Annotated in this window: 20 protein-coding genes and 2 tRNA genes; 13 read left to right on the top strand and 9 right to left on the bottom strand. The window is 62.1% G+C overall.

Annotated features, from left to right (window positions below; all coding sequences use genetic code 11):
- Nucleotides 1-38 precede the first annotated feature (38 nt).
- Complete coding sequence (gene pepN, locus FQP90_RS13945; protein ID WP_144651474.1) at nucleotides 39-2,606, top strand: aminopeptidase N; 2,568 nt, start codon at nucleotides 39-41, stop codon at nucleotides 2,604-2,606.
- 52 nt (nucleotides 2,607-2,658) lie between these two features.
- Nucleotides 2,659-3,138, top strand: a complete 480-nt coding sequence (locus FQP90_RS13940; protein WP_144651471.1) for an OsmC family protein — start codon at nucleotides 2,659-2,661, stop codon at nucleotides 3,136-3,138.
- On the opposite strand, the gene FQP90_RS13935 is transcribed toward FQP90_RS13940, so the two are convergent.
- Nucleotides 3,135-4,133 carry an NAD-dependent epimerase/dehydratase family protein gene (locus FQP90_RS13935; protein ID WP_144651469.1) on the bottom strand — a complete coding sequence of 333 codons (999 nt, stop codon included), beginning with the start codon at nucleotides 4,131-4,133 and terminating at the stop codon, nucleotides 3,135-3,137. The two genes, FQP90_RS13940 and FQP90_RS13935, sit on opposite strands and share 4 nt — an antisense overlap.
- Nucleotides 4,134-4,220: 87 nt before the next feature.
- Here FQP90_RS13935 and FQP90_RS13930 point away from each other — a divergent pair, with 87 nt between their 5' ends.
- Together FQP90_RS13930 and FQP90_RS13925 are read left to right on the top strand one after the other, a co-directional pair.
- Entirely contained in the window at nucleotides 4,221-4,919 is a 699-nt protein-coding gene (locus tag FQP90_RS13930) for a mechanosensitive ion channel family protein (RefSeq protein WP_144651467.1), read from the top strand.
- Complete coding sequence (locus FQP90_RS13925) at nucleotides 4,912-5,394, top strand: globin (RefSeq protein ID WP_144651465.1); 483 nt, start codon at nucleotides 4,912-4,914, stop codon at nucleotides 5,392-5,394. The genes FQP90_RS13930 and FQP90_RS13925 overlap by 8 nt, the downstream gene beginning before the upstream one ends.
- Before the next feature lie 3 nt (nucleotides 5,395-5,397).
- Here FQP90_RS13925 and FQP90_RS13920 read toward each other — a convergent pair whose 3' ends face one another.
- Nucleotides 5,398-6,069, bottom strand: coding sequence for a hypothetical protein (locus tag FQP90_RS13920; protein ID WP_144651463.1), 672 nt, complete (start codon nucleotides 6,067-6,069; stop codon nucleotides 5,398-5,400).
- Between the two features lie 63 nt (nucleotides 6,070-6,132).
- On the opposite strand from FQP90_RS13920, the gene FQP90_RS13915 reads away from it, so the two are divergent.
- A complete protein-coding gene (locus FQP90_RS13915) occupies nucleotides 6,133-7,038 on the top strand; it encodes an acyl-CoA thioesterase (protein ID WP_144651461.1) in 906 nt (301 codons plus the stop codon).
- Nucleotides 7,039-7,130: 92 nt separating this feature from the next.
- On the opposite strand, the gene ettA is transcribed toward FQP90_RS13915, so the two are convergent.
- Nucleotides 7,131-8,813, bottom strand: a complete 1,683-nt coding sequence (gene ettA, locus FQP90_RS13910) for an energy-dependent translational throttle protein EttA (RefSeq protein WP_144651453.1) — start codon at nucleotides 8,811-8,813, stop codon at nucleotides 7,131-7,133.
- Nucleotides 8,814-8,869: 56 nt separating this feature from the next.
- Nucleotides 8,870-9,358 (bottom strand): DUF6993 domain-containing protein, encoded by a 489-nt coding sequence (locus FQP90_RS23665; RefSeq protein ID WP_244296775.1) that lies wholly within the window; start codon nucleotides 9,356-9,358, stop codon nucleotides 8,870-8,872.
- Nucleotides 9,359-9,448: 90 nt separating this feature from the next.
- Between FQP90_RS23665 and FQP90_RS13900 the strand changes: the two genes are divergently transcribed.
- Nucleotides 9,449-9,886, top strand: a complete 438-nt coding sequence (locus FQP90_RS13900; protein ID WP_144651451.1) for an SRPBCC domain-containing protein — start codon at nucleotides 9,449-9,451, stop codon at nucleotides 9,884-9,886.
- Nucleotides 9,887-9,926: 40 nt separating this feature from the next.
- On the opposite strand, the gene FQP90_RS13895 is transcribed toward FQP90_RS13900, so the two are convergent.
- Nucleotides 9,927-9,999: transfer RNA gene (locus FQP90_RS13895), tRNA-Arg, on the bottom strand.
- Between the two features lie 222 nt (nucleotides 10,000-10,221).
- Between FQP90_RS13895 and FQP90_RS13890 the strand changes: the two genes are divergently transcribed.
- Entirely contained in the window at nucleotides 10,222-10,776 is a 555-nt protein-coding gene (locus FQP90_RS13890; protein WP_144651449.1) for a single-stranded DNA-binding protein, read from the top strand.
- A gap of 62 nt (nucleotides 10,777-10,838) precedes the next feature.
- Entirely contained in the window at nucleotides 10,839-11,477 is a 639-nt protein-coding gene (locus FQP90_RS13885; protein WP_144651447.1) for a GNAT family N-acetyltransferase, read from the top strand.
- Here FQP90_RS13885 and map read toward each other — a convergent pair.
- On the bottom strand, nucleotides 11,440-12,207 hold the full coding sequence (map, locus tag FQP90_RS13880) for a type I methionyl aminopeptidase (protein ID WP_144651445.1): 768 nt from the start codon (nucleotides 12,205-12,207) through the stop codon (nucleotides 11,440-11,442). The genes FQP90_RS13885 and map overlap by 38 nt on opposite strands.
- Nucleotides 12,208-12,369: 162 nt before the next feature.
- Between map and FQP90_RS13875 the strand changes: the two genes are divergently transcribed.
- On the top strand, nucleotides 12,370-13,056 hold the full coding sequence (locus FQP90_RS13875) for a DNA alkylation repair protein (RefSeq protein ID WP_144651443.1): 687 nt from the start codon (nucleotides 12,370-12,372) through the stop codon (nucleotides 13,054-13,056).
- 15 nt (nucleotides 13,057-13,071) lie between these two features.
- Here FQP90_RS13875 and mptB read toward each other — a convergent pair whose 3' ends face one another.
- Complete coding sequence (gene mptB, locus FQP90_RS13870; protein WP_208760009.1) at nucleotides 13,072-14,628, bottom strand: polyprenol phosphomannose-dependent alpha 1,6 mannosyltransferase MptB; 1,557 nt, start codon at nucleotides 14,626-14,628, stop codon at nucleotides 13,072-13,074.
- A gap of 148 nt (nucleotides 14,629-14,776) precedes the next feature.
- Between mptB and orn the strand changes: the two genes are divergently transcribed.
- The 4 genes from orn to FQP90_RS13850 all read left to right on the top strand — a co-directional run bounded on the left by orn (nucleotide 14,777) and on the right by FQP90_RS13850 (nucleotide 17,157).
- Complete coding sequence (gene orn, locus FQP90_RS13865; protein WP_144651441.1) at nucleotides 14,777-15,412, top strand: oligoribonuclease; 636 nt, start codon at nucleotides 14,777-14,779, stop codon at nucleotides 15,410-15,412.
- 132 nt (nucleotides 15,413-15,544) lie between these two features.
- Nucleotides 15,545-15,620, top strand: a tRNA-His gene (locus tag FQP90_RS13860).
- A 127-nt stretch (nucleotides 15,621-15,747) separates the two neighbouring features.
- Entirely contained in the window at nucleotides 15,748-16,320 is a 573-nt protein-coding gene (gene def / locus FQP90_RS13855; RefSeq protein ID WP_144651439.1) for a peptide deformylase, read from the top strand.
- Nucleotides 16,321-16,323: 3 nt separating this feature from the next.
- Nucleotides 16,324-17,157 carry an acyltransferase domain-containing protein gene (locus FQP90_RS13850; protein ID WP_144651437.1) on the top strand — a complete coding sequence of 278 codons (834 nt, stop codon included), beginning with the start codon at nucleotides 16,324-16,326 and terminating at the stop codon, nucleotides 17,155-17,157.
- Here the strand turns inward: FQP90_RS13850 and FQP90_RS13845 are convergent.
- Both FQP90_RS13845 and FQP90_RS13840 read right to left on the bottom strand, forming a co-directional pair.
- A complete protein-coding gene (locus tag FQP90_RS13845) occupies nucleotides 17,142-17,942 on the bottom strand; it encodes an HNH endonuclease family protein (RefSeq protein WP_144651435.1) in 801 nt (266 codons plus the stop codon). The two genes, FQP90_RS13850 and FQP90_RS13845, sit on opposite strands and share 16 nt — an antisense overlap.
- 121 nt (nucleotides 17,943-18,063) lie before the next feature.
- Nucleotides 18,064-18,273, bottom strand: a complete 210-nt coding sequence (locus FQP90_RS13840) for a hypothetical protein (protein ID WP_017200613.1) — start codon at nucleotides 18,271-18,273, stop codon at nucleotides 18,064-18,066.
- Nucleotides 18,274-18,340 lie beyond the last annotated feature (67 nt).

Below are 18,340 nucleotides of genomic sequence, written 5' to 3'. Positions count from 1 at the left end.
CCTGTCCGGTCGGCCATGCCAATCCCCGGAGGCACCACTTGCCAGGCCTGAACCTCACGCGCGACGAAGCCGCGAACCGCGCCGCCCTGCTCAACGTCGAGTCCTATGACGTCGCCTTGGATCTCACCAAGGGTCCGGAATTTTTCGGATCCACCACTGTGGTGAAGTTCTCAGCTGTGCCGGGAACGTCCACGTTCATCGATGCGATCACCGAAAGGGTCCACAGCGTTACGCTCAACGGCACCGACCTGGACCCCGCCGAAATCTCCGATGGCATCCGCATCCAGCTGCCTGGGCTGGCGGAAGAGAACGAACTCACAGTCGTAGCTGACGCGCCCTACATGAATACCGGCGAAGGCCTGCACCGCTTCGTAGACCCCGTGGATGGCGAGGTGTACCTCTACACCCAGTTCGAAGTTCCGGACTCCCGGCGCATGTTCGCCGTCTTCGAGCAGCCCGACCTGAAGGCAAGCTTCACGTTCACGGTCACTGCGCCGTCGCACTGGGACGTCATCTCCAACTCCCCCACTCCGGTTCCGTCCGCAACCGCGCCCGGTGAGGACGGCGGCGCCCGCTCCGTGTGGGAATTCGCGCCCACCCCGCGTTTGTCTTCCTACGTCACGGCCTTGATCGCCGGCCCCTACCAGTCCGTTCGCTCCGAGGTTACGAGTTCCGACGGCCGGGTCATCCCACTCGGAGTCTTCGCCCGCAAGTCGCTCATGCAGTACCTCGACGCGGACAACATCTTTGAACTGACGCGCCAGGGATTCGAGTTCTTCGAGGCCCAGTTCGGCTGCGCGTACCCGTTCGAGAAGTACGACCAACTGTTTGTACCGGAATTCAATGCCGGCGCCATGGAAAATGCAGGCGCCGTCACCATCCTGGAAGGCTACGTCTTCCGCGGCAAGGTCACCGGTGCCCAGATTGAGCGCCGCGCCATCACCGTCCTGCACGAACTGGCGCACATGTGGTTCGGAGACCTCGTCACCATGCGCTGGTGGAACGACCTCTGGCTTAACGAGTCCTTCGCCGAATACATGTCGCACCTGGCTGCCGTGGAGAACACTGAGTTTGACCGGGCCTGGACCACGTTTGCTTCGGTGGAAAAGTCCTGGGCCTACAAGCAGGACCAGCTGCCCACCACACACCCGATCTTCGCCGAGATCAACAACCTTGAAGACGTGGAGGTCAACTTCGACGGCATCACCTACGCCAAGGGTGCATCCGTGCTGCGGCAATTGGTGGCCTGGGTGGGCCCGGAGCAGTTCATGGCCGGTGTCCGTACATACTTCGCCAAGCACGCCTGGAAGAACACCGAGCTCGCTGATCTCATGGTGGAACTCGAAGCCGCGTCCGGACGCGATTTGGACGCCTGGGGCAAACTCTGGCTCGAAACCGCCGGTGTGAACACCCTCGCCCCCGACCTGGAGGTGGCAGACGACGGCACCATCACCGGTTTCGCGATCCTGCAGACCGCGATCGACGAACAGCCCACCCTCCGGCCGCACCGCCTCGCCGTCGGCTTCTACTCGCTCTCCGGTGACGGCAAGCTGGAACGCACCCACCGCGAGGAACTCGACGTCGACGGACCCCGCACCGAAGTCCCCGCCTTGGTGGGCAAAGTACGCCCGGACCTGATCCTGCTCAACGACGACGACCTCGCTTACGCCAAGGTCCGCCTCGATGAACACTCCCTCGCCACTGCCAAAGCCCACCTGAAGGACTTCGCGGCCAGCCTGCCCCGCACCCTGGTCTGGGGCTCGGCATGGGACGCTGCGCGCGACGGCGAAACCCCGGCCCGCGGCTACGTGGACCTGATCCTGGCCAACATCGCCCACGAAACGGATTCTTCGGTCATCCTGGTCCAACTCCGCCAACTCGCCACAACCCTGACGTACTACGTTGCCGCGGACCACAAAGCCGACACCACCATCGCGGCCGCGGACAAGCTCTGGGAACTCGCTTCCTCCGTGGAGGCCGGCTCCGATGCCCAACTCCAATTCGCCAAGTCCTACGCGCAGCTGTCCCGCAGCAGCGACCAGTTGGACCGCATCCAAGCCCTCCTGGACGGGACAGAAACCCTCGAAGGCCTCACCGTGGACCAGGACATGCGCTGGGAGCTCCTGACCGCACTGGTGGCCGGCGGGCGCCAAGGCCAGGAACGCATCGACGCCGAACTCGCCCGCGACAACACCTCCAACGGCCAGAACGCGGCCGCCCAAGCCACAGCAGCCATCCCCACCCCGGAAGCCAAAGCAACAGCCTGGGACTCGATCGTGGTCACCGGAGAGCTGTCCAACGCATTGCAGTCCTCGGCCGTGGCCGGCTTCATGCGGGTCCCGGACACCTCCCTGCTGGAGCCCTACGCGGAAAAGTACTTCGAAGCGGTCCCTGGAATCGTCAAGGAACGCACCCACGCCTTGGCACAACAGATCGTGGTGGGTCTCTACCCCGCCCAACTCACCACCCAGGCGACGGTGGACCGTACTGATGAGTTCCTGGCCGGGCTCCCCGAAGAAAGCGCGGCCCTGCGCCGCATGATGCTCGAAAACCGCGACGCCGTAGCCCGCGCCCTGCGCGCACGGGCAGCGGACATCAACGAGTAGCACCCTGTGAGGCCCGTGCGGACAGTCGATGGTGCTTGGCTAGACTGTCCGCATGGGCCTCAACGAACATCACTACGCGCTGACCGTCCGCTGGACCGGAAACCTCGGCGAAGGCACCGCAAGCTACCGGGGATACTCGCGCGACCACGACGTCGAGATCAGCGGACTGCCAACGTTGAAGGGATCGGCCGATCCCACGTTCCATGGAGATCGGACACGCTACAACCCTGAACAACTGCTCCTGGCCGCACTCTCGCAGTGCCACATGCTGTCCTTCCTGCATGTGGCGGTCAAGCATGGCGTGGTGGTGACCGGCTACGAGGACAACGCTGAAGGGCTCATGAAACTCAACCGCGACGGCAGCGGACAATTCGAGAGCGTAACGCTCAAACCGAACGTCACCATCGCCGATCCCGCCCACACCGCCTTGATGCCGCAGCTTCACCACGAAGCGAACCAGGTGTGCTTCATTGCGCGCAGCGTCAACTTTCCGGTGCTGCACGAGCCGATGACGACGGCGGAAGCGGCCTAGGGCTGACGTTCCCGCCAAAGTGCCACGAGCTTCTGCTCGGTGTCACGGCCTAGGCCGGCTTTACGGTCCCGGTCCAAACCTCGTCGTTTTTCATCCTCAAGCGTCGCCGCGAGCGTTTCCTGCCACGGCCGCAGAACCATCCCGCGCTCCCGCGCGGCCCGATTGGACCGGGCTTGGAAACCGTCGTGTCCCGGCGGCAGCCATAAGGGCAATGAATCAGGCCCGGCCCAGTAGTCCACACCCTGCTCCACGAGCCAGGCTTCGCTGGGCCGGACGACGTCCTCCTCCACAGTTCCAGCCACCTGCTGGGATCCGTCGATGTAGTCGCCAAACCTCACCACATCCCCCAAGGCGTTGTAAGTACCCACTAGCCCTTGTTCTGCGGATCGCAGGACCCACGCGGCGAGGTCCCGGACGTCGATGATCTGAGTCGCGGCATCGGGAATGTCCGGCACCAACACCGTGACAGTGTTCGCGGCGAACCGGGCGGGCCAGTAGCCATACCTGTCAGTGCCGTCCCCTGGACCTCCGATAAGCCCTGCCCGGACGATGTGCGCTTTCTCCCCCACCAGGGCCAGCGTCATCTGCTCGATCGCTGATTTGGACTCTCCGTAGGTTTCCGGGCTGCCTGGCTGGCCCTCGGGCAACGGCTCCAGGAGAGCAGCACTTTCATCCGCGCCAGGTACGGAGTGGTCCGCGTACACCGAACAGCTGGAGACAAAAGTCCAGTGCTGCGTGCCCGGCCCCAGCACGTCCAATGCAACGCGCGCCTGCACGGGATCCCGCGACACGTCCACCACGGCGTCCCAGCGGCCAGCCACGTCCGCGAAGGCTGCGGCACCCAACGTCCGGTCGCCCCTTACCCAGGTGACGCCGTCGGGCGGGTCCGCTGAAGTACCCCGCGCGAAACACGTGACACTATGGCCGGAAGCAACGGCCTGCCGAGCGATTTCAGCCGACAGGAAGGCGGTACCGCCCAAGACCAGGATGCGCATACCGTCACGCTACGGCGCTAGGGTTGTAGGTGGACAGAGTGTTCCGCGCCCGGCGAACACGGGCCGACGACAAGGAGTTATTCAACCTTGACCTCCATCCCCCTGGCGGAAGCAATCAACATCGAACCCGAGAAGATCGACCTCATGTCAATCCTCATCACAGTAGGCGTGGGCCTGGCCGTGTGGATCGTGGCACGCTTCATCATCCTGCGCATCACCCGACGGGTCTCCGCAGGCAGCTCTTTCTTTAAGAAGCCGCATTTCAAGTGGGTACAACCTGCCATCCGCGCACTGGACCACGAACGCCGATCACAACGTGCCGAGACCATCGGTTCGCTGTTGACGAGCCTGGTGAGCGTCGTAGTGGTGGTAATCGTGATCATTTACGTCCTCAAATACATGAACGTGGATGTCGCACCGCTGTTGACGAGCGTGGGTATTTTGGGTGTCGCCATCGGTTTCGGCGCCCAGCAGTTGATCCGCGATTTCCTCGCGGGAATCTTCATTACCATTGAAGACCAATACGGGATTGGCGATGTGATCGTCACCAGCGAAGTCATTGGTACCGTTGAATCGGTAGGCCTGCGCATTACCCGTGTCCGTGCCGAAGATGGAGCCATCTGGTACCTGCGGAACGGTGAAATCCTGAGGGTCGGAAACCGTTCCCAGGGAGACTACGTGCCGCTGGAGACACCTGACACCAGCGACGAACCCGGCGCAGCAGCAGCGCCGGTGACAGCAGGCGCCCCGCGCGTCACCAAGGCCGAGGAGAAGTCCAATGAGTAGTACCGCAGGCGGGCAACCCCCGGCACCCCAAGCGGGCCCCCGACGCCAGCTGATGCAGAACGACCCGTTCAGCCAGCCGGCTTACACGGACAGCTTCTACGCAGCCGTCGGCGGGCACCAGACGTTCGTCAAGCTCATCGATGTCTTCTACGACGGAGTAGCAACTGATCCCCTCCTGCGCCCCATGTACCCGGAGGAGGACCTTGAGCCGGCAAAGCGCCGTTTCCTCATGTTCCTGGAGCAGTACTGGGGCGGCCCCACCACCTACGGCGAGGAACGCGGCCATCCGCGCCTTCGGATGCGTCACATGCCCTTCCGGGTCACCCCCGAGGCCAAGGATCGCTGGCTTTTCCACATGCGGAGCGCCGTCGATTCCCTTGAGCTGTCCCCGCTGCACGAGGGCACCCTGTGGGACTACATGGAACGAGCGGCGCTGACCATGGTCAACAGCCCATCAGCCGGACCGGACGCCTAGGGCCTAAAAACCGAGGCCCAACCCCGCGCCCGTGCGAACAAGCACGTGGCCGCGGGGACCACTCAAGCGGAACCAGCGTCCGTTGCGGAAGACCTGCTGCTCTGCGTCGCCCAGGAAACCCAGGGCAAAGGCGGCGAACGCGGCTCCTGCGGGCAGTTCACCCGCACCGGGGAGAGCCCGGCCCCAGACAGCGGCCCTGGCGCTGTTGACGACGGCGGCACCCGCCAAAGTGGGTATCACGCCAGCCACCTCCGCAATGCCGGCCTCGGCCGCGGACTTGAGGTCGGCGTCGAGCATGACGCCCTGGGCCTCCCAACCGCTGCGGGGTGCGCCGACACCGGCCCATGACTCGGAAACTGTCGACGGCGGAATGGGTAGTTCCACGTCCTCGGCACCGGAGCGGGCCAAACGGTCCATCACGGACGCGAGCGTCACCGTGACGTCCGCGTGGGCTGGCTCCGCCAAGGCCATGGTTCGCAGGCCAAGGATCGTGGGCGTGGACTCCCCCAGAATGCGGGGCCTGAGGACACACACATAGGCAGCCAGGACATTGCCTGCGGCCTGGAGGCGGATGGCGCCGTCGTCGATGCTTTTTGCCCGGGTGACGAAGGTTTTCAGGTCAGCAAGGTCACGGGGATCGGCGAAACGGAAGGACTGGGTCAAGACGTCTGTCACATGATCGACTCTACCGGCATGTCCTCGGTTGAGAGGGGTCGGGGCGGCGTCTAAAGTCGAACCATGACTGAGACGAACGCTGGCCTTGACGTGGAAGCACCCGCAGAAGACCCCATGGAAGTGCTGATAGGCCTGCTGGACCTTGGTGACTTCGATGGTGCCCGGACCAACGAGGACATCTTCCTGGGCCCGTCCCAGAAGCAACCCCGCCACCGCGTTTTTGGTGGCCAGGTTTTGGCCCAGTCGATGATGGCCGGCATGCGGACCGTAGAGCCGGACAGGGTGGCGCACTCGATGCACGGCTACTTCCTGCGGCCTGGCGACGCCAACAAGCCCATCACTTTTGGTGTTGAACGGCTGCGCGATGGCCGGTCGTTTTCCGCCCGACGCGTGCACGCCTACCAGGACGGCGTCCCGATTCTTTCCATGATCGCCTCATTCCAGGTGGAAGACACCGGACTGGACCATCAGGCCACCATGCCGCAAGGCATCCCTGATCCCGAATCTCTGCCCAGCACGGCCGAGTTGTTGTCCCACTTCGACCACCCGATGGCCCGGCATATGTCATCCGAGCGACCGTTCGATGTTCGCCACATTGACCCCGCCCTGTACGTATCGCCTCCCGCCCAGCAGGTGGCTACCAACGCAGTGTGGATGAAGACCATGGGCCCCTTGCCCGACGACCCCAACCTCCACCGGGCAGCGCTTGCCTATGCCAGCGACTACACGCTCCTGGAGCCAATCCTGCGTGCGCACGGCCTTGCCTGGATGACGCCGGGAATGAGCGTCGCCAGCCTTGACCACGCCATGTGGTGGCACCGCCCTGTACGCGTGGACGAATGGATGCTGTACGTCCAGGAGTCGCCCAGTGCACAAGGCGCGCGTGGGCTCGCCACTGGCCGGATCTTCAACCGCGACGGTGTGCATGTTGCCACGGTGGCGCAAGAGGGCATGGTCAGGATTCCGTAAGCTTCGCAAGCGTAAGCTTCGGAAGCAAACGCAGAAAGGCCGGCCCCCCAAGGGACCGGCCTTTCTACATTTGTACCCGCCGGCGACGGTAATTAGTCGCGGGTCAGGCGGCGGTGCGTAACGCGGTGCGGCTTGGCAGCATCGGGGCCAAGGCGCTCCACCTTGTTCTCCTCATAGGAGTCGAAGTTACCCTCGAACCAGTACCACTTGGACGGGTTCTCGTCGTCACCTTCGTAGGCGAGGATGTGGGTGGCCACCCGGTCGAGGAACCAGCGATCGTGCGATACCACTACGGCGCAACCCGGGAATTCGAGAAGGGCGTTCTCAAGGCTGCTCAGGGTTTCGACGTCGAGGTCGTTAGTGGGTTCGTCAAGGAGCAGGAGGTTGCCACCCTGCTTGAGCGTCAGTGCCAGGTTGAGGCGGTTGCGCTCACCACCTGAGAGGACACCGGCCTTTTTCTGCTGGTCCGGACCCTTGAAGCCAAACGCCGATACGTATGCGCGGGACGGCATCTCGACCTGGCCCACCTGGATGAAGTCGTGGCCTTCGGAGACAACCTCCCACAGCGACTTGTTGGGATCGATGCCGCCACGGGACTGGTCAACGTAGGAGATCTTCACGGACTCGCCGATCTTGAGCTCACCGTCGTCCAACGGCTCCATGCCGACGATCGTCTTGAACAGTGTGGACTTACCCACACCGTTCGGCCCGATGACGCCGACGATGCCGTTGCGCGGCAGCGAGAAAGAAAGGTCCTCGATCAGTACGCGATCGTCGAAGCCCTTCTTCAGGTTCTTGGCTTCGATGACCAAGGAGCCCAGGCGCGGTCCCGGCGGAATCTGGATCTCTTCGAAGTCCAGCTTGCGGGTGCGCTCGGCCTCCGCAGCCATTTCTTCATAGCGGGCCAGACGGGCTTTCGACTTGGTCTGGCGGCCCTTGGCGTTGGAGCGCACCCACTCAAGCTCTTCCGTCAGGCGCTTGGACAGCTTTGCGTCCTTCTTGCCCTGGACCTCGAGACGGGCTTTCTTCTTCTCCAAGTACGTGGAGTAGTTGCCTTCGTACGGGTAGAGGTGACCGCGGTCGACTTCTGCAATCCACTCAGCCACGTGGTCCAGGAAGTAACGGTCGTGGGTTACGGCAAGAACGGCACCGGGGTACTGGGAAAGGTGCTGTTCCAACCAAAGAACGCTCTCTGCGTCCAAGTGGTTGGTGGGCTCGTCAAGGAGCAGGAGGTCCGGCTTCTGGAGAAGGAGCTTGCATAGCGCAACGCGGCGGCGCTCACCACCTGACAGGACGGTGACATCCGAATCTGCCGGCGGGCAACGCAACGCGTCCATGGCCTGCTCGAGCTGGGAGTCGATGTCCCAGGCGTCGGCAGCGTCAATGGCTTCCTGCAGCTTGCCCATCTCATCCAGGAGCGTTTCGTAGTCCGCGTCCGGGTTGGCCATTTCCTCGGAGATCTCGTTGAAGCGCTGGATCTTGCCGTAGATCTCGCCCACGCCTTCCTGGACGTTGCCCAGGACGGTCTTTTCCTCGTTCAGCGGCGGTTCCTGCAGGAGGATGCCCACGGTGTAGCCGGGGCTCAGGCGGGCCTCGCCGTTGGAAGGAGTGTCCAGTCCGGCCATGATCTTCAGGATGGTGGACTTACCAGCACCGTTCGGTCCCACGACGCCGATCTTCGCGCCAGGGTAGAACGACATGCTGACATCGTCCAGAATAAGTTTGTCGCCAACGGCCTTGCGAGCCTTGGTCATCGTGTAAATGAATTCCGCCATACCCTTAAATCTAGTGGCTAGGCGTACTTAACTCACATTCGGGTGCTGGAGTGAAGCTAGCGGGCATCTCCCACGAAGCATTTTCCGGTGGCCAGCACGGGCAGCACTGTCACCACCACTCCACCATCACGGATCTGCCCCATGACACAGCTTTCACCCGTGAGGGCGGCGGCTTCCATGGCGTCGACATCGAGCCCGGTTGGTGTGCGGCTGACAGAGACTTCAAGGCTGGCTTGCGGGATGCCGGCGGCCGCCAAAGCCGCACGTACTGCTTCGCGGTCCGGTTTGGGGCTACTGGCCACAAGCTTTTTGAGGGCCGATTCCACAGCGGCGGTGGTTGCAGCGACGGCGGGGGCCACGCTTGGTGCGGTTTGGGACGTGGTGGAAGGTGCTGGCGTAACAGCAGCTTGGCCCACCGGCGAAGCCGAAGTTGCCGTGCAGGCTGTCATCGCCAAGGCCCCAGCGACAAACAGCGACAACCCTGCCAGGCGGATCCCCGCCGCTGCTTGCCAGCCATGTTCCGGTGTGCTTTCCCTGCATATCACCTAGCTATTGTGCCATTCACACATGACGCTGACCGGCGTAGCGTTGCCACCGGGAGTTTCGCAGGGACGCATGGGAGATGGAGCAATCACATGAATCAACGAGCCGCTGACGCCGTGGTCTCCTGCACCATCGCGGTGCCGCCCGAAAATGTCTGGGAGGCTCTGACTGATCCGGCCCTCATCAAGCAGTACTTCCTGGGTACCAACGTCACCACCTCCTGGCAGGTGGGCGAGCCCATCACCTACTCCGGCGAATTCAACGGCAAGTCTTATGAAGACCGGGGCACGATCCTTGTTTTCGATCCCCCCGTAGTGCTGAAAACAACTCACTTTAGTCCGGCTTCCGGGCGACCGGACGCTCCGGAGAATTACCACACCGTCGAATACAGCCTTGCGGCGGCCCCCGAAGGAACCACCGTGACTATCACGCAGGGCAACAATTCGAGTGAGGAAGAAGTTGAACAATCCACCGCGACCTGGCGGTTGGTGCTCCAGAACCTCAGGCGGTTCCTTGAGTTGAGGCCTTAACGGCGCATCCCCCTTGGACGGTTCCAAGGGGGATTAACTGTGCCCCAGGAGGGAATCGAACCCCCGACCGGCGGATTAGAAGGCCGCTGCTCTATCCCCTGAGCTACTGGGGCGCACTTGGCGCCATCACCATCGCAGGCCGCTGGCGCCACAAAGAGTTTACAGTGCGATCAGCCAGCGGTCCGCCATCCCACACCGGCTGTGTCCGCTCCTCCACAGCGAGTCGGTAGGGCTGCGTTATCCACATAGCCGGATTCATCGCTCCCTTCCCCGACTTCGTTGGACGAAGCTGAAGGAGCCGGACAGGCACTTCCCTACACCGAGAAGGACCACCCATGAACGACATGATCACCGTCCGGGGCTTCGTGGCCTCGGAGGTCAAGAGCTCCACAACTACGCGCGGCACGTCCACCGCTTCATTCCGTTTGGGCACTACCGAACGCCGCTACGACCGCGCCAGCAATACCTGGGTGGATGGGAACACAAACTGGTACACAGTGCAATCATTTCGCTACCTGGCCGGGCACGTTGGGTGCAGCGTCAAGAAGGGGCAACGGGTCATCGTCGTTGGCAAACTCCGCCTCCGGCAATGGGAGCATGAAGGCCGCGTTTACCACGTGGCGGAAATCGACGCAGAGTCCGTTGGGCACGATCTTATGTGCGGCTCCGCTAACTTCACGCGTATGAACGGCACATCAGCTCCAGCCGGGTCCGCACCACCCGTCGAGACAGTCAGCGCCCATGAGGACAGCCCGGGGTGGGAGTCGGATGACGAAGACGAACAGGTTCCCCCGGAACACGAATCCGTGACGACCGGGCTGGAAGAGGACGGCACCGGTACCCTCATGGTCGACACCACCACGGGTGAACTCGTGGGTGCCGGCGCTTGAACAGCCAGCCGGGCCGCCACCAGCTTCAAAACCAACCCCGGGGATGAGCCTATTCTGGGTTCATGGCACACCACGATGCAACGTCGAGTGTTGAGACTGCTCCCGCCTCTTGGGCAGCTGTTGAAGAATTGTTCGGAACCAAGGGCGAACCCTCCCGGTGCTGGTGCCGGTGGTTCGCCCTTTCCGGCAAAGACTGGTCCTCCACATCTCCGGATGATCGTAAACAGCTACTGAAGACAGCCTTCACAACTGGTCCGGCACCAGGAGTTCTCGCATTCCGGGACGGCCATCCAATTGGTTGGTGTGCAGTAGAACCACGGATCAATTACCCCCGGCTCAAGAGATCCCAAGTCCTGAGGGCCGAATATCCCAGGCCCGAGGATAGCGTCAACCTTTGGGCCGTGAGTTGCTTCGTGGTCGCCCCAAGCCAGAGGCGCAGAGGTGTGTCCGCCGCTTTGCTTGCTGCGGCGGTGGACCATGCTTTCGACAACGGCGCGCAGGTCATTGAGGCTTACCCGGTCGACACAGAAGTCAGGGCCAAGGCAACGGCCGCGGATTTGTACCACGGCACACTTTCGCTTTTTACTGCTGCCGGGTTTTCGCCGGCGTCCGAGTCCGTGCCGGGGAGGCCGGTTGTACGCCTTGAAAAGGCTGGAGCATCCCCTAGGGCAAGGTCAGGATCATCGGGCCTTCGGCGGTGACGGCTACCGTGTGTTCGCTATGGGCAGCCCTGCGTCCGTTCGCAGACCGCAGGGTCCACTCGTCCTCATCGTGGTAGTAATCGTCCTTGCCGCCAAGGATCAACATTGGCTCGATGGCGATGACCAGCCCTTCCTCGAGTTTGATGCCTCGACCCGGCCTCCCCATATTGGGGACAGGGGGCTCTGCGTGCATCGTCCTGCCGATACCATGCCCGCCATGATCGGCCAAGAGGCCGTATCCGGCACGCTTTGCCTCGCCGCCGATAGCGTAGGCAAGGTCGCCCATCTTGTTGCCCGTGCGGGCCGCCTCGATGCCCCGGCCCAGTGCGGCCTCCGTCGCGTCGATCAGTTCCTGGTCTACAGGGTCCGGCGTTCCTACAATGAAGCTGACTGCCGCGTCCCCGCACCAACCTTCCATGAAGGCGCCGCAGTCAACGCTGAGTAGATCGCCGTCTTCCAGGACGTACCCATTGGGGATTCCGTGCACCACGGCATCATTGACACTGGCACAGATCACACCGGGAAAAGGCACGGCGGCCCATCGAGGATGGTAGTCGAGGAAGGCGGGCTTGGCTCCGGCGTCGGACATCACCGCGGCCGCCACGTCGTCGAGTTCCTTGAGCGTGACGCCCACGGCAGCGTGTTGCCTCACGGCTGCCAGGGCATTGGCAACTACCCGGCCAGCCTCCCGCATTATCGCTATTTGATCCGGCGATTTCAGCATTGACATCGGAATTCCTCCGTAGCGGGGCATGCAATGGGAGTTGGGTCTGGCACCGGGGCATCGCTTTGCCGGCACTCCTACTCTACGGCGGCCCTTTGGCAGGCGCGAGGACAGCCAGGTGGAGGCAGCCCACACGCGTCCGTCATGGCCCAGCCCTGGAGTTAAGACGTGACTACCGAGGATCTCGTCCAATCCATCCGTGCCACGCTTCGCTCCGAAGGGAACGCTGAGCGTGCGCGCGGGGCCCAGGCCTACATGAAGTCCGATATGCCCTCCTGGGGCATCCGAGTTCCCGAGGTACGCAGAATTGTGAAAGCGGCTGCAAAAGAATTCCCGGTTTCTTCACCGGCGGATCTGAGACAGGCCGTTCTCTCCCTATGGCGCCAGGCGGAGGCCCGCGAGGAGCGGTACGCAGCCATTGACCTCACGGGCCTGCGGATGGTCAAGACAGACTTGGACATGCTGCCCGTCTATGAGGAGATCATCCGCACGGGTGCGTGGTGGGACCTCGTGGACGGGGTATCACACAGGATCTGCGCTCTGCTGCTTGCCCATCACGACAATATGGCTCCCCTGCTGTTCCAGTGGTCCACCGACCACGATATGTGGGTTCGCAGGGCGTCCATCACTGCACAGTTGGGAGCCAAGACCAAGACCGACCCCGCCTTGCTGGCAGCGGTTATTCAACCGAACCTGCCGGACAAGGAATTTTTCATCCGCAAGGCCATTGGCTGGGCCCTTCGGGAGTACGGCAAAACGGACCCGGAATGGGTCCGGGCTTACGCTGCAGACAACGCGGATGCCTTGAGCCCATTGTCCCTGCGGGAGGCTTTGCGGTTGATCCTGCCCAAGTGAACCGGTTGCCGGCGCTCAGATGATGGGCCGCAACCCTGGTTCGTCGCGGTTGCGGAACAGGCTCTTCGTTTTGGGGTCAATGAAGATCAAATAGACCGCGAAGAAGATCGCGATGACTGCCGCTGCGATGCGGGCCAGCAGCAGGGCCAGGCCCAGATCTTCACTTTGCAGATACGGGAACACGTCCAGTTGGTCCGAGATGGCGTAAACCATGAAGAACGAGACCACAAAGTAAAGTGCCTTGACCTGCCAGTCGTTGCGGATTCCGGTCACGGCAAACAACGGAATCAACCACACGACATACCAGGACTGAATCATCGGTGCCAGCAAGACAATGGCAGCGAATGCCAGCGTAAGGCGCCGCATCAGACGGTCGTAGTCACCCCGGAAAATCAGCCAGGCGAGAGCAGCCACCATCAGGACTTTACCCGCGTCATAGACCCACTTCGCGATGACCCCACCGTCAAGCCCCAGAACGTTGGAGATTGATGCGACAGCCAAGCCGATCAAGCCAACAGGCGCGTACCAGATAGCAACACTTCCGGGCGCTGACAGGCCCTTGATCCACCCAAAACCGAACCCGTTAACCAAGCTCAAGGCATAGAGGAGTCCCAGGCTCAACGCAGCCGTGAAGAACCAAAAAACAAACCTGCGGGGCCACGAAGCACCCTTGCCCGCCCACAGAAGACCGATGAAAGGCAGGAAGACCACGGTGATGGGCTTGACCGAGATGGAAAGGGTGACCAATATGATGCCGAGGATGACCCGACGGGTTGCGCAGTAGTAAAGGCCCGCCAGCGCCAAGCCAATCATCAAAGCATCGTTGTGGACGCTGGCGATGAAGTTGGTCAGGAAGAGCGGGTTGGCGGCAGTGAGCCAGAGTGCCCTGTGTGGGTTCACACCGTGGAGTTCGGCCAGCTTCGGCACGTACACGATGCACAAAACCACACCCACCGCCGCGACAAGACGGAAAAGCATAACGCTTGCTTCCGGCTGGACGTTGGTCACCCACACCACAAACTGTTCAATCCACAGGAACAGTTGCCCGTAGGGCACTGGGGCTTCGGTCCACTGCTTGTCCGCACCCAATTGGAAATAGTTGGGCAGGGCCGATATTCCGTTTTCGTAAGGGTTAATGCCCTCAACCATCAACCGGCCCTGGCCGATATATGCGTAGACGTCCCTGCTGAAGAGGGGAACCGAGAACATCATGGGCAGTCCCCAGGCCGCCACGGCCTGCAACGTAGCCTTCCGGGCCTCCGGCCCCCACACCCTGACCCTCTGTCCGAGACGGAGCCAGGCCCGGACCAAGAGCATTCCACCAATGGCCAGCAGGACAATGGACAGCGCGACGCCAACACCTTCGGTGCGCATCCAAATGAACAGCGGGAGCCGCCGCAACTCCGAGGCCGGGGCAAGCCATCCCACGCCCAGCGAACCAAACATCAGGAACATCGAACCGATGAATCCGGCGATCAACGGCGAGCGCGCGTTATCCACCTCGCTGGCAGCAGAATCCGGCGACGGCGCCGCCACCCCTGCCATCTGGGCGGCGGGTGCTGGCACCGTCATGTGGTCGTTGTCCAATCGTTCGCCCGCTCTGTTCGGGTCAGAAATTCTGAGTCATGGGGGCTTTCCACGGCAGGTGGAAACGACACTGCCGCGCTCAAAAATCGTACCATCGGAGCACTTGGAAGCGCCTGAAGGATAGGCTAGGCGCGTGCCTATTACTAATGAACGCATCGTCTGGATCGATTGCGAAATGACCGGCTTGGACCTGAAGAACGATGCCCTCATCGAGGTGGCAGCGCTGGTCACGGATTCCGAACTCAACATCCTGGGTGACGGCGTCGACGTCGTCATCAAGCCGGACGATGCCGCACTGGAACAAATGAACGACTTCGTGCGCGACATGCATACACGCTCCAAGCTCCTTGACGAACTCCCTCTCGGCAAAACCATGGCCGAGGCTGAGGCCCAAGTCCTTGAGTACATCGAGAAATGGGTTCCGGATCCTCGCAAGGCTCCCCTGGGCGGCAATTCAGTGGGAACGGACCGCATGTTCCTGGCCAGGGACATGCCAAACATCGTGGAGCACCTCCACTACCGCGTCATTGATGTGAGCACCATCAAGGAGCTCTCACGGCGCTGGTTCCCCCGCGCTTACTTCCAGTCACCGGCAAAGCACGGCGGTCACCGGGCGTTGGGTGACATCAAAGACTCCATCGATGAGCTCCGCTATTACCGGGAAGCCGTTTTCGTGGCCGCTCCCGGGCCGGACACGGCCACTGCCCAGCGCATCTCCAAGGACATCATCGCTACCGCCGAGACCTTGGGATCCAGCGAAACGGTGTGATCTGCGCCATTTTTGAAGGTTTTTTTGCCAAAACCGGCAAAAGTGGACTTTGCACCCCAAAACAGCAGGTAAGCTATTTGTCGTTGCCTTCGAGGAAAGCCGGTCAAACGGACTAGCCAAAAAAGGCACATGGTGGGCTTAGCTCAGTTGGCAGAGCGCCTGGTTGTGGTCCAGGAGGTCGCGGGTTCAACCCCCGTAGCTCACCCCACCGAGATTGGCTCCAGAGCCGGTTTCCACAAAGGCCGCACCGGTTATCCGGTGCGGCCTTTGCTTTTAACCCGGGTAGCGGTCAAGGCCGCACCGGACCGTTGCGATCAACAAAAGGAAGAACTGACATGACCGTCCTGCCAGTCACCATTTGGGGCGAACCTGTTTTGCACCGCCGGGCAAGCGAAGTCGATGTCTTCGACGACGAACTCCGCGCCCTGATCGCTGATATGTTCGAGACGAATGACGCCGCGAACGGAGTGGGCCTCGCAGCCCCGCAGATCGGCGTGGGCAAGCGGATCTTTATCTACAAGTACGCCAATGACGACGACGTTCCGGAACAGGGCGTGGTGGTCAACCCCGTGCTCACCCTCTCCAAGGTCTCGGGAGCCCTTCCGGATCCCGACGAGGATGTTGAAGGCTGCCTGTCCTTCCCCGGAGAGTACTACCCTTTGCAACGAGCTGAGTGGACGCGCGTCCAAGGCTTCGATGGCAACGGCAACCCCGTTGATTTTGAAGCGACCGGCTGGTTCGCCCGAATCCTGCAACATGAATTCGACCATTTGGATGGCAAGCTCTACGTCAACCGACTGGTGGACAAGTACGCCAAAAAGGCCCTCAAGCAGGCCAAAAGGAACGGCTGGGGCGTACCTGGACTGACCTGGATGCCCGGTGTCGATCCCGATCCCTTCGGACACTAGCCCATGGCCACTCATGCCCACAGGGCGCTTTTCGAACTTCTGGATATCACCGATGAGGACGCACTGGAATGCGCCGCCCTGCTGGACACTCCGCCAAGTGAGCCCGTACTGCGGGCAATGAGGGCCATGCGGGAGAGGCTTGGGTCCTGTTCGTCCGAAAGCCTACCCGCAGACGGCGCCAGCGAGACGGAATGGATCGAGGCACTCCTGCGGTTTGCCCCGTCCGCCCACGCCTACCATGTGGAACTCGGGATCAGTCCGGCAGTGTCAGCGGCTTCACTGGCCGATGTGGGGCTGCAGCTCCGCATTAACCGACGCGTCCACGGGCGCTTTGGGCTGGATACCTGGAGTTGGCTCACTCTGCACATGGCCGGAAACCTGTTCCGACTCGGCAGGCTGCAGTTCCACCTGGTCCGCGCTCCCCAAGAAGCCGGACAGGCTACCCACACCGCCGAAGAGTGGGTGCTGGGCGTGCACATTCCGGAGGACGGCGGTCTCTCCCCTGCCCTGGTCGATGCCAGCTTCGCAGAGGCACGCACCTTCTTCCCACGCTACTTTCCGGACAAGCCGGTTGCGGTGGCTACGTGCGACTCCTGGATGCTCGACCCGTATTTGGTGTCGCGCCTTCCGGGCAGCAACATCGCTTCCTTCGCCAAACGCTTCACCTTGGATCGTTGCACCGATGCGCCCACCGATGCCGTGTACTTCACGTTCCGCCAACGAGGGCTTCAGGATCTGAACAAACTCCCGCGTGATACCTCACTTCAGCGCGTGGTTCTGGAAAGAATCGACGACGGCGGCACTTGGCAATTGGGCCACGGTCACCTCGCGTTGTAGATCGTCTGCTGTTCCGGGCAGGCGGATAAGACGCCCTTCATGGCGTCCTTCTCCGCTTGGGTGATCCAGAGTTTGTAGGCTGCCTTTACCGAAATCTGCCGGGCTACGTAGTGGCACCGGAAGTTCTTGTTCGACGGCAGCCACGTTGCGGCGTCACCTGCGCCCTTCTTGACGTTCGCAGGACCATCAACAGCGATCAGATTCAAAGGATCGTTCGCAAGGGTCTGCCTTTGCTGCGCGCTGAGCTGCTGTGCACCCTTCTGCCAAGCGTCAGCGAGGGCCACTACGTGGTCGATTTGAACGGCGGCACTGGTGTCTTGTCCCCGTAGAAACGCCAGGTGCGCCCCGGTGTACGGTTCGTGGAATTCTCCTGCGGCCACTTTGCAGGATGAGCCCTGGGTGAACTCGACCGCTGAGAGGTCCCTGCGCAGGATGTCGTTCCTGGTATCGCAACCATTGCGATCAGCGTCCGCCCATGCCTGGCCAAACGCCGCCCGGTCGTAGTCGGTTTTCGGAGCCCTGCCCTTGACCGGGAGGTGCTCCAGGGCCTCGCTTGCCTTCTCGGCGGCAACGGGGGCTGCTCCGCTGATGGGCTTCATCCACGCGGGATTGTAGACGGGGGCTTCACTGGGGCCCGATACCCATGGCTCAGCAGCATTGAATTGTCCGGTGGTGAAGAACCATGACAGCCCCGCCACGACAGTGGCGGCCGCGAGGCCGAGAATGGCCCATGCTTGGCGCGACCTTCGCCGGGCACGTTTATAGGCAGACCAAGTGATGCTCAAGGGACTCCATCCGGTGGTGCAGGCAGTGTCCTTTGAGCGTATGGCAAGGCTCTGACAGTCAGAGCCGGTATCCACAGTGTGTAGGAAAAGTCACACTGCGGTCATGGGTGAATGCTCGGGTTTACTGCTCCCGCATCACTCGTTGCAGGTCCTCGGTTGCCAGGGCGAGGAGCCCACGCAATTGTTCGACGCGCTGGTCGGGGACGTCGCCGGCAGCGTTGGCTGCGATGGCCTGGTCCAGGAGTTTCTGCGCTTGTTTGTGGTTGGCTTTGGCTACGTCCAGAGCGTGTTCCAGCGTGGTCTCATGTTCCAACGTTGATTCGTTTTCCATGGACCCATTTTGGTCAGGTTTCCCGGCTGATACCAGTAACTCAGCCGGGAAACCCACGAATACTTCG

The organism is Paenarthrobacter nitroguajacolicus (genome assembly GCF_007786235.1).
In the GTDB taxonomy this organism is placed as follows: domain Bacteria; phylum Actinomycetota; class Actinomycetes; order Actinomycetales; family Micrococcaceae; genus Arthrobacter; species Arthrobacter nitroguajacolicus_A.
Note: the sequence above shows the minus strand (reverse complement) of the source record. Positions and strands in the feature narration are given on the sequence as shown.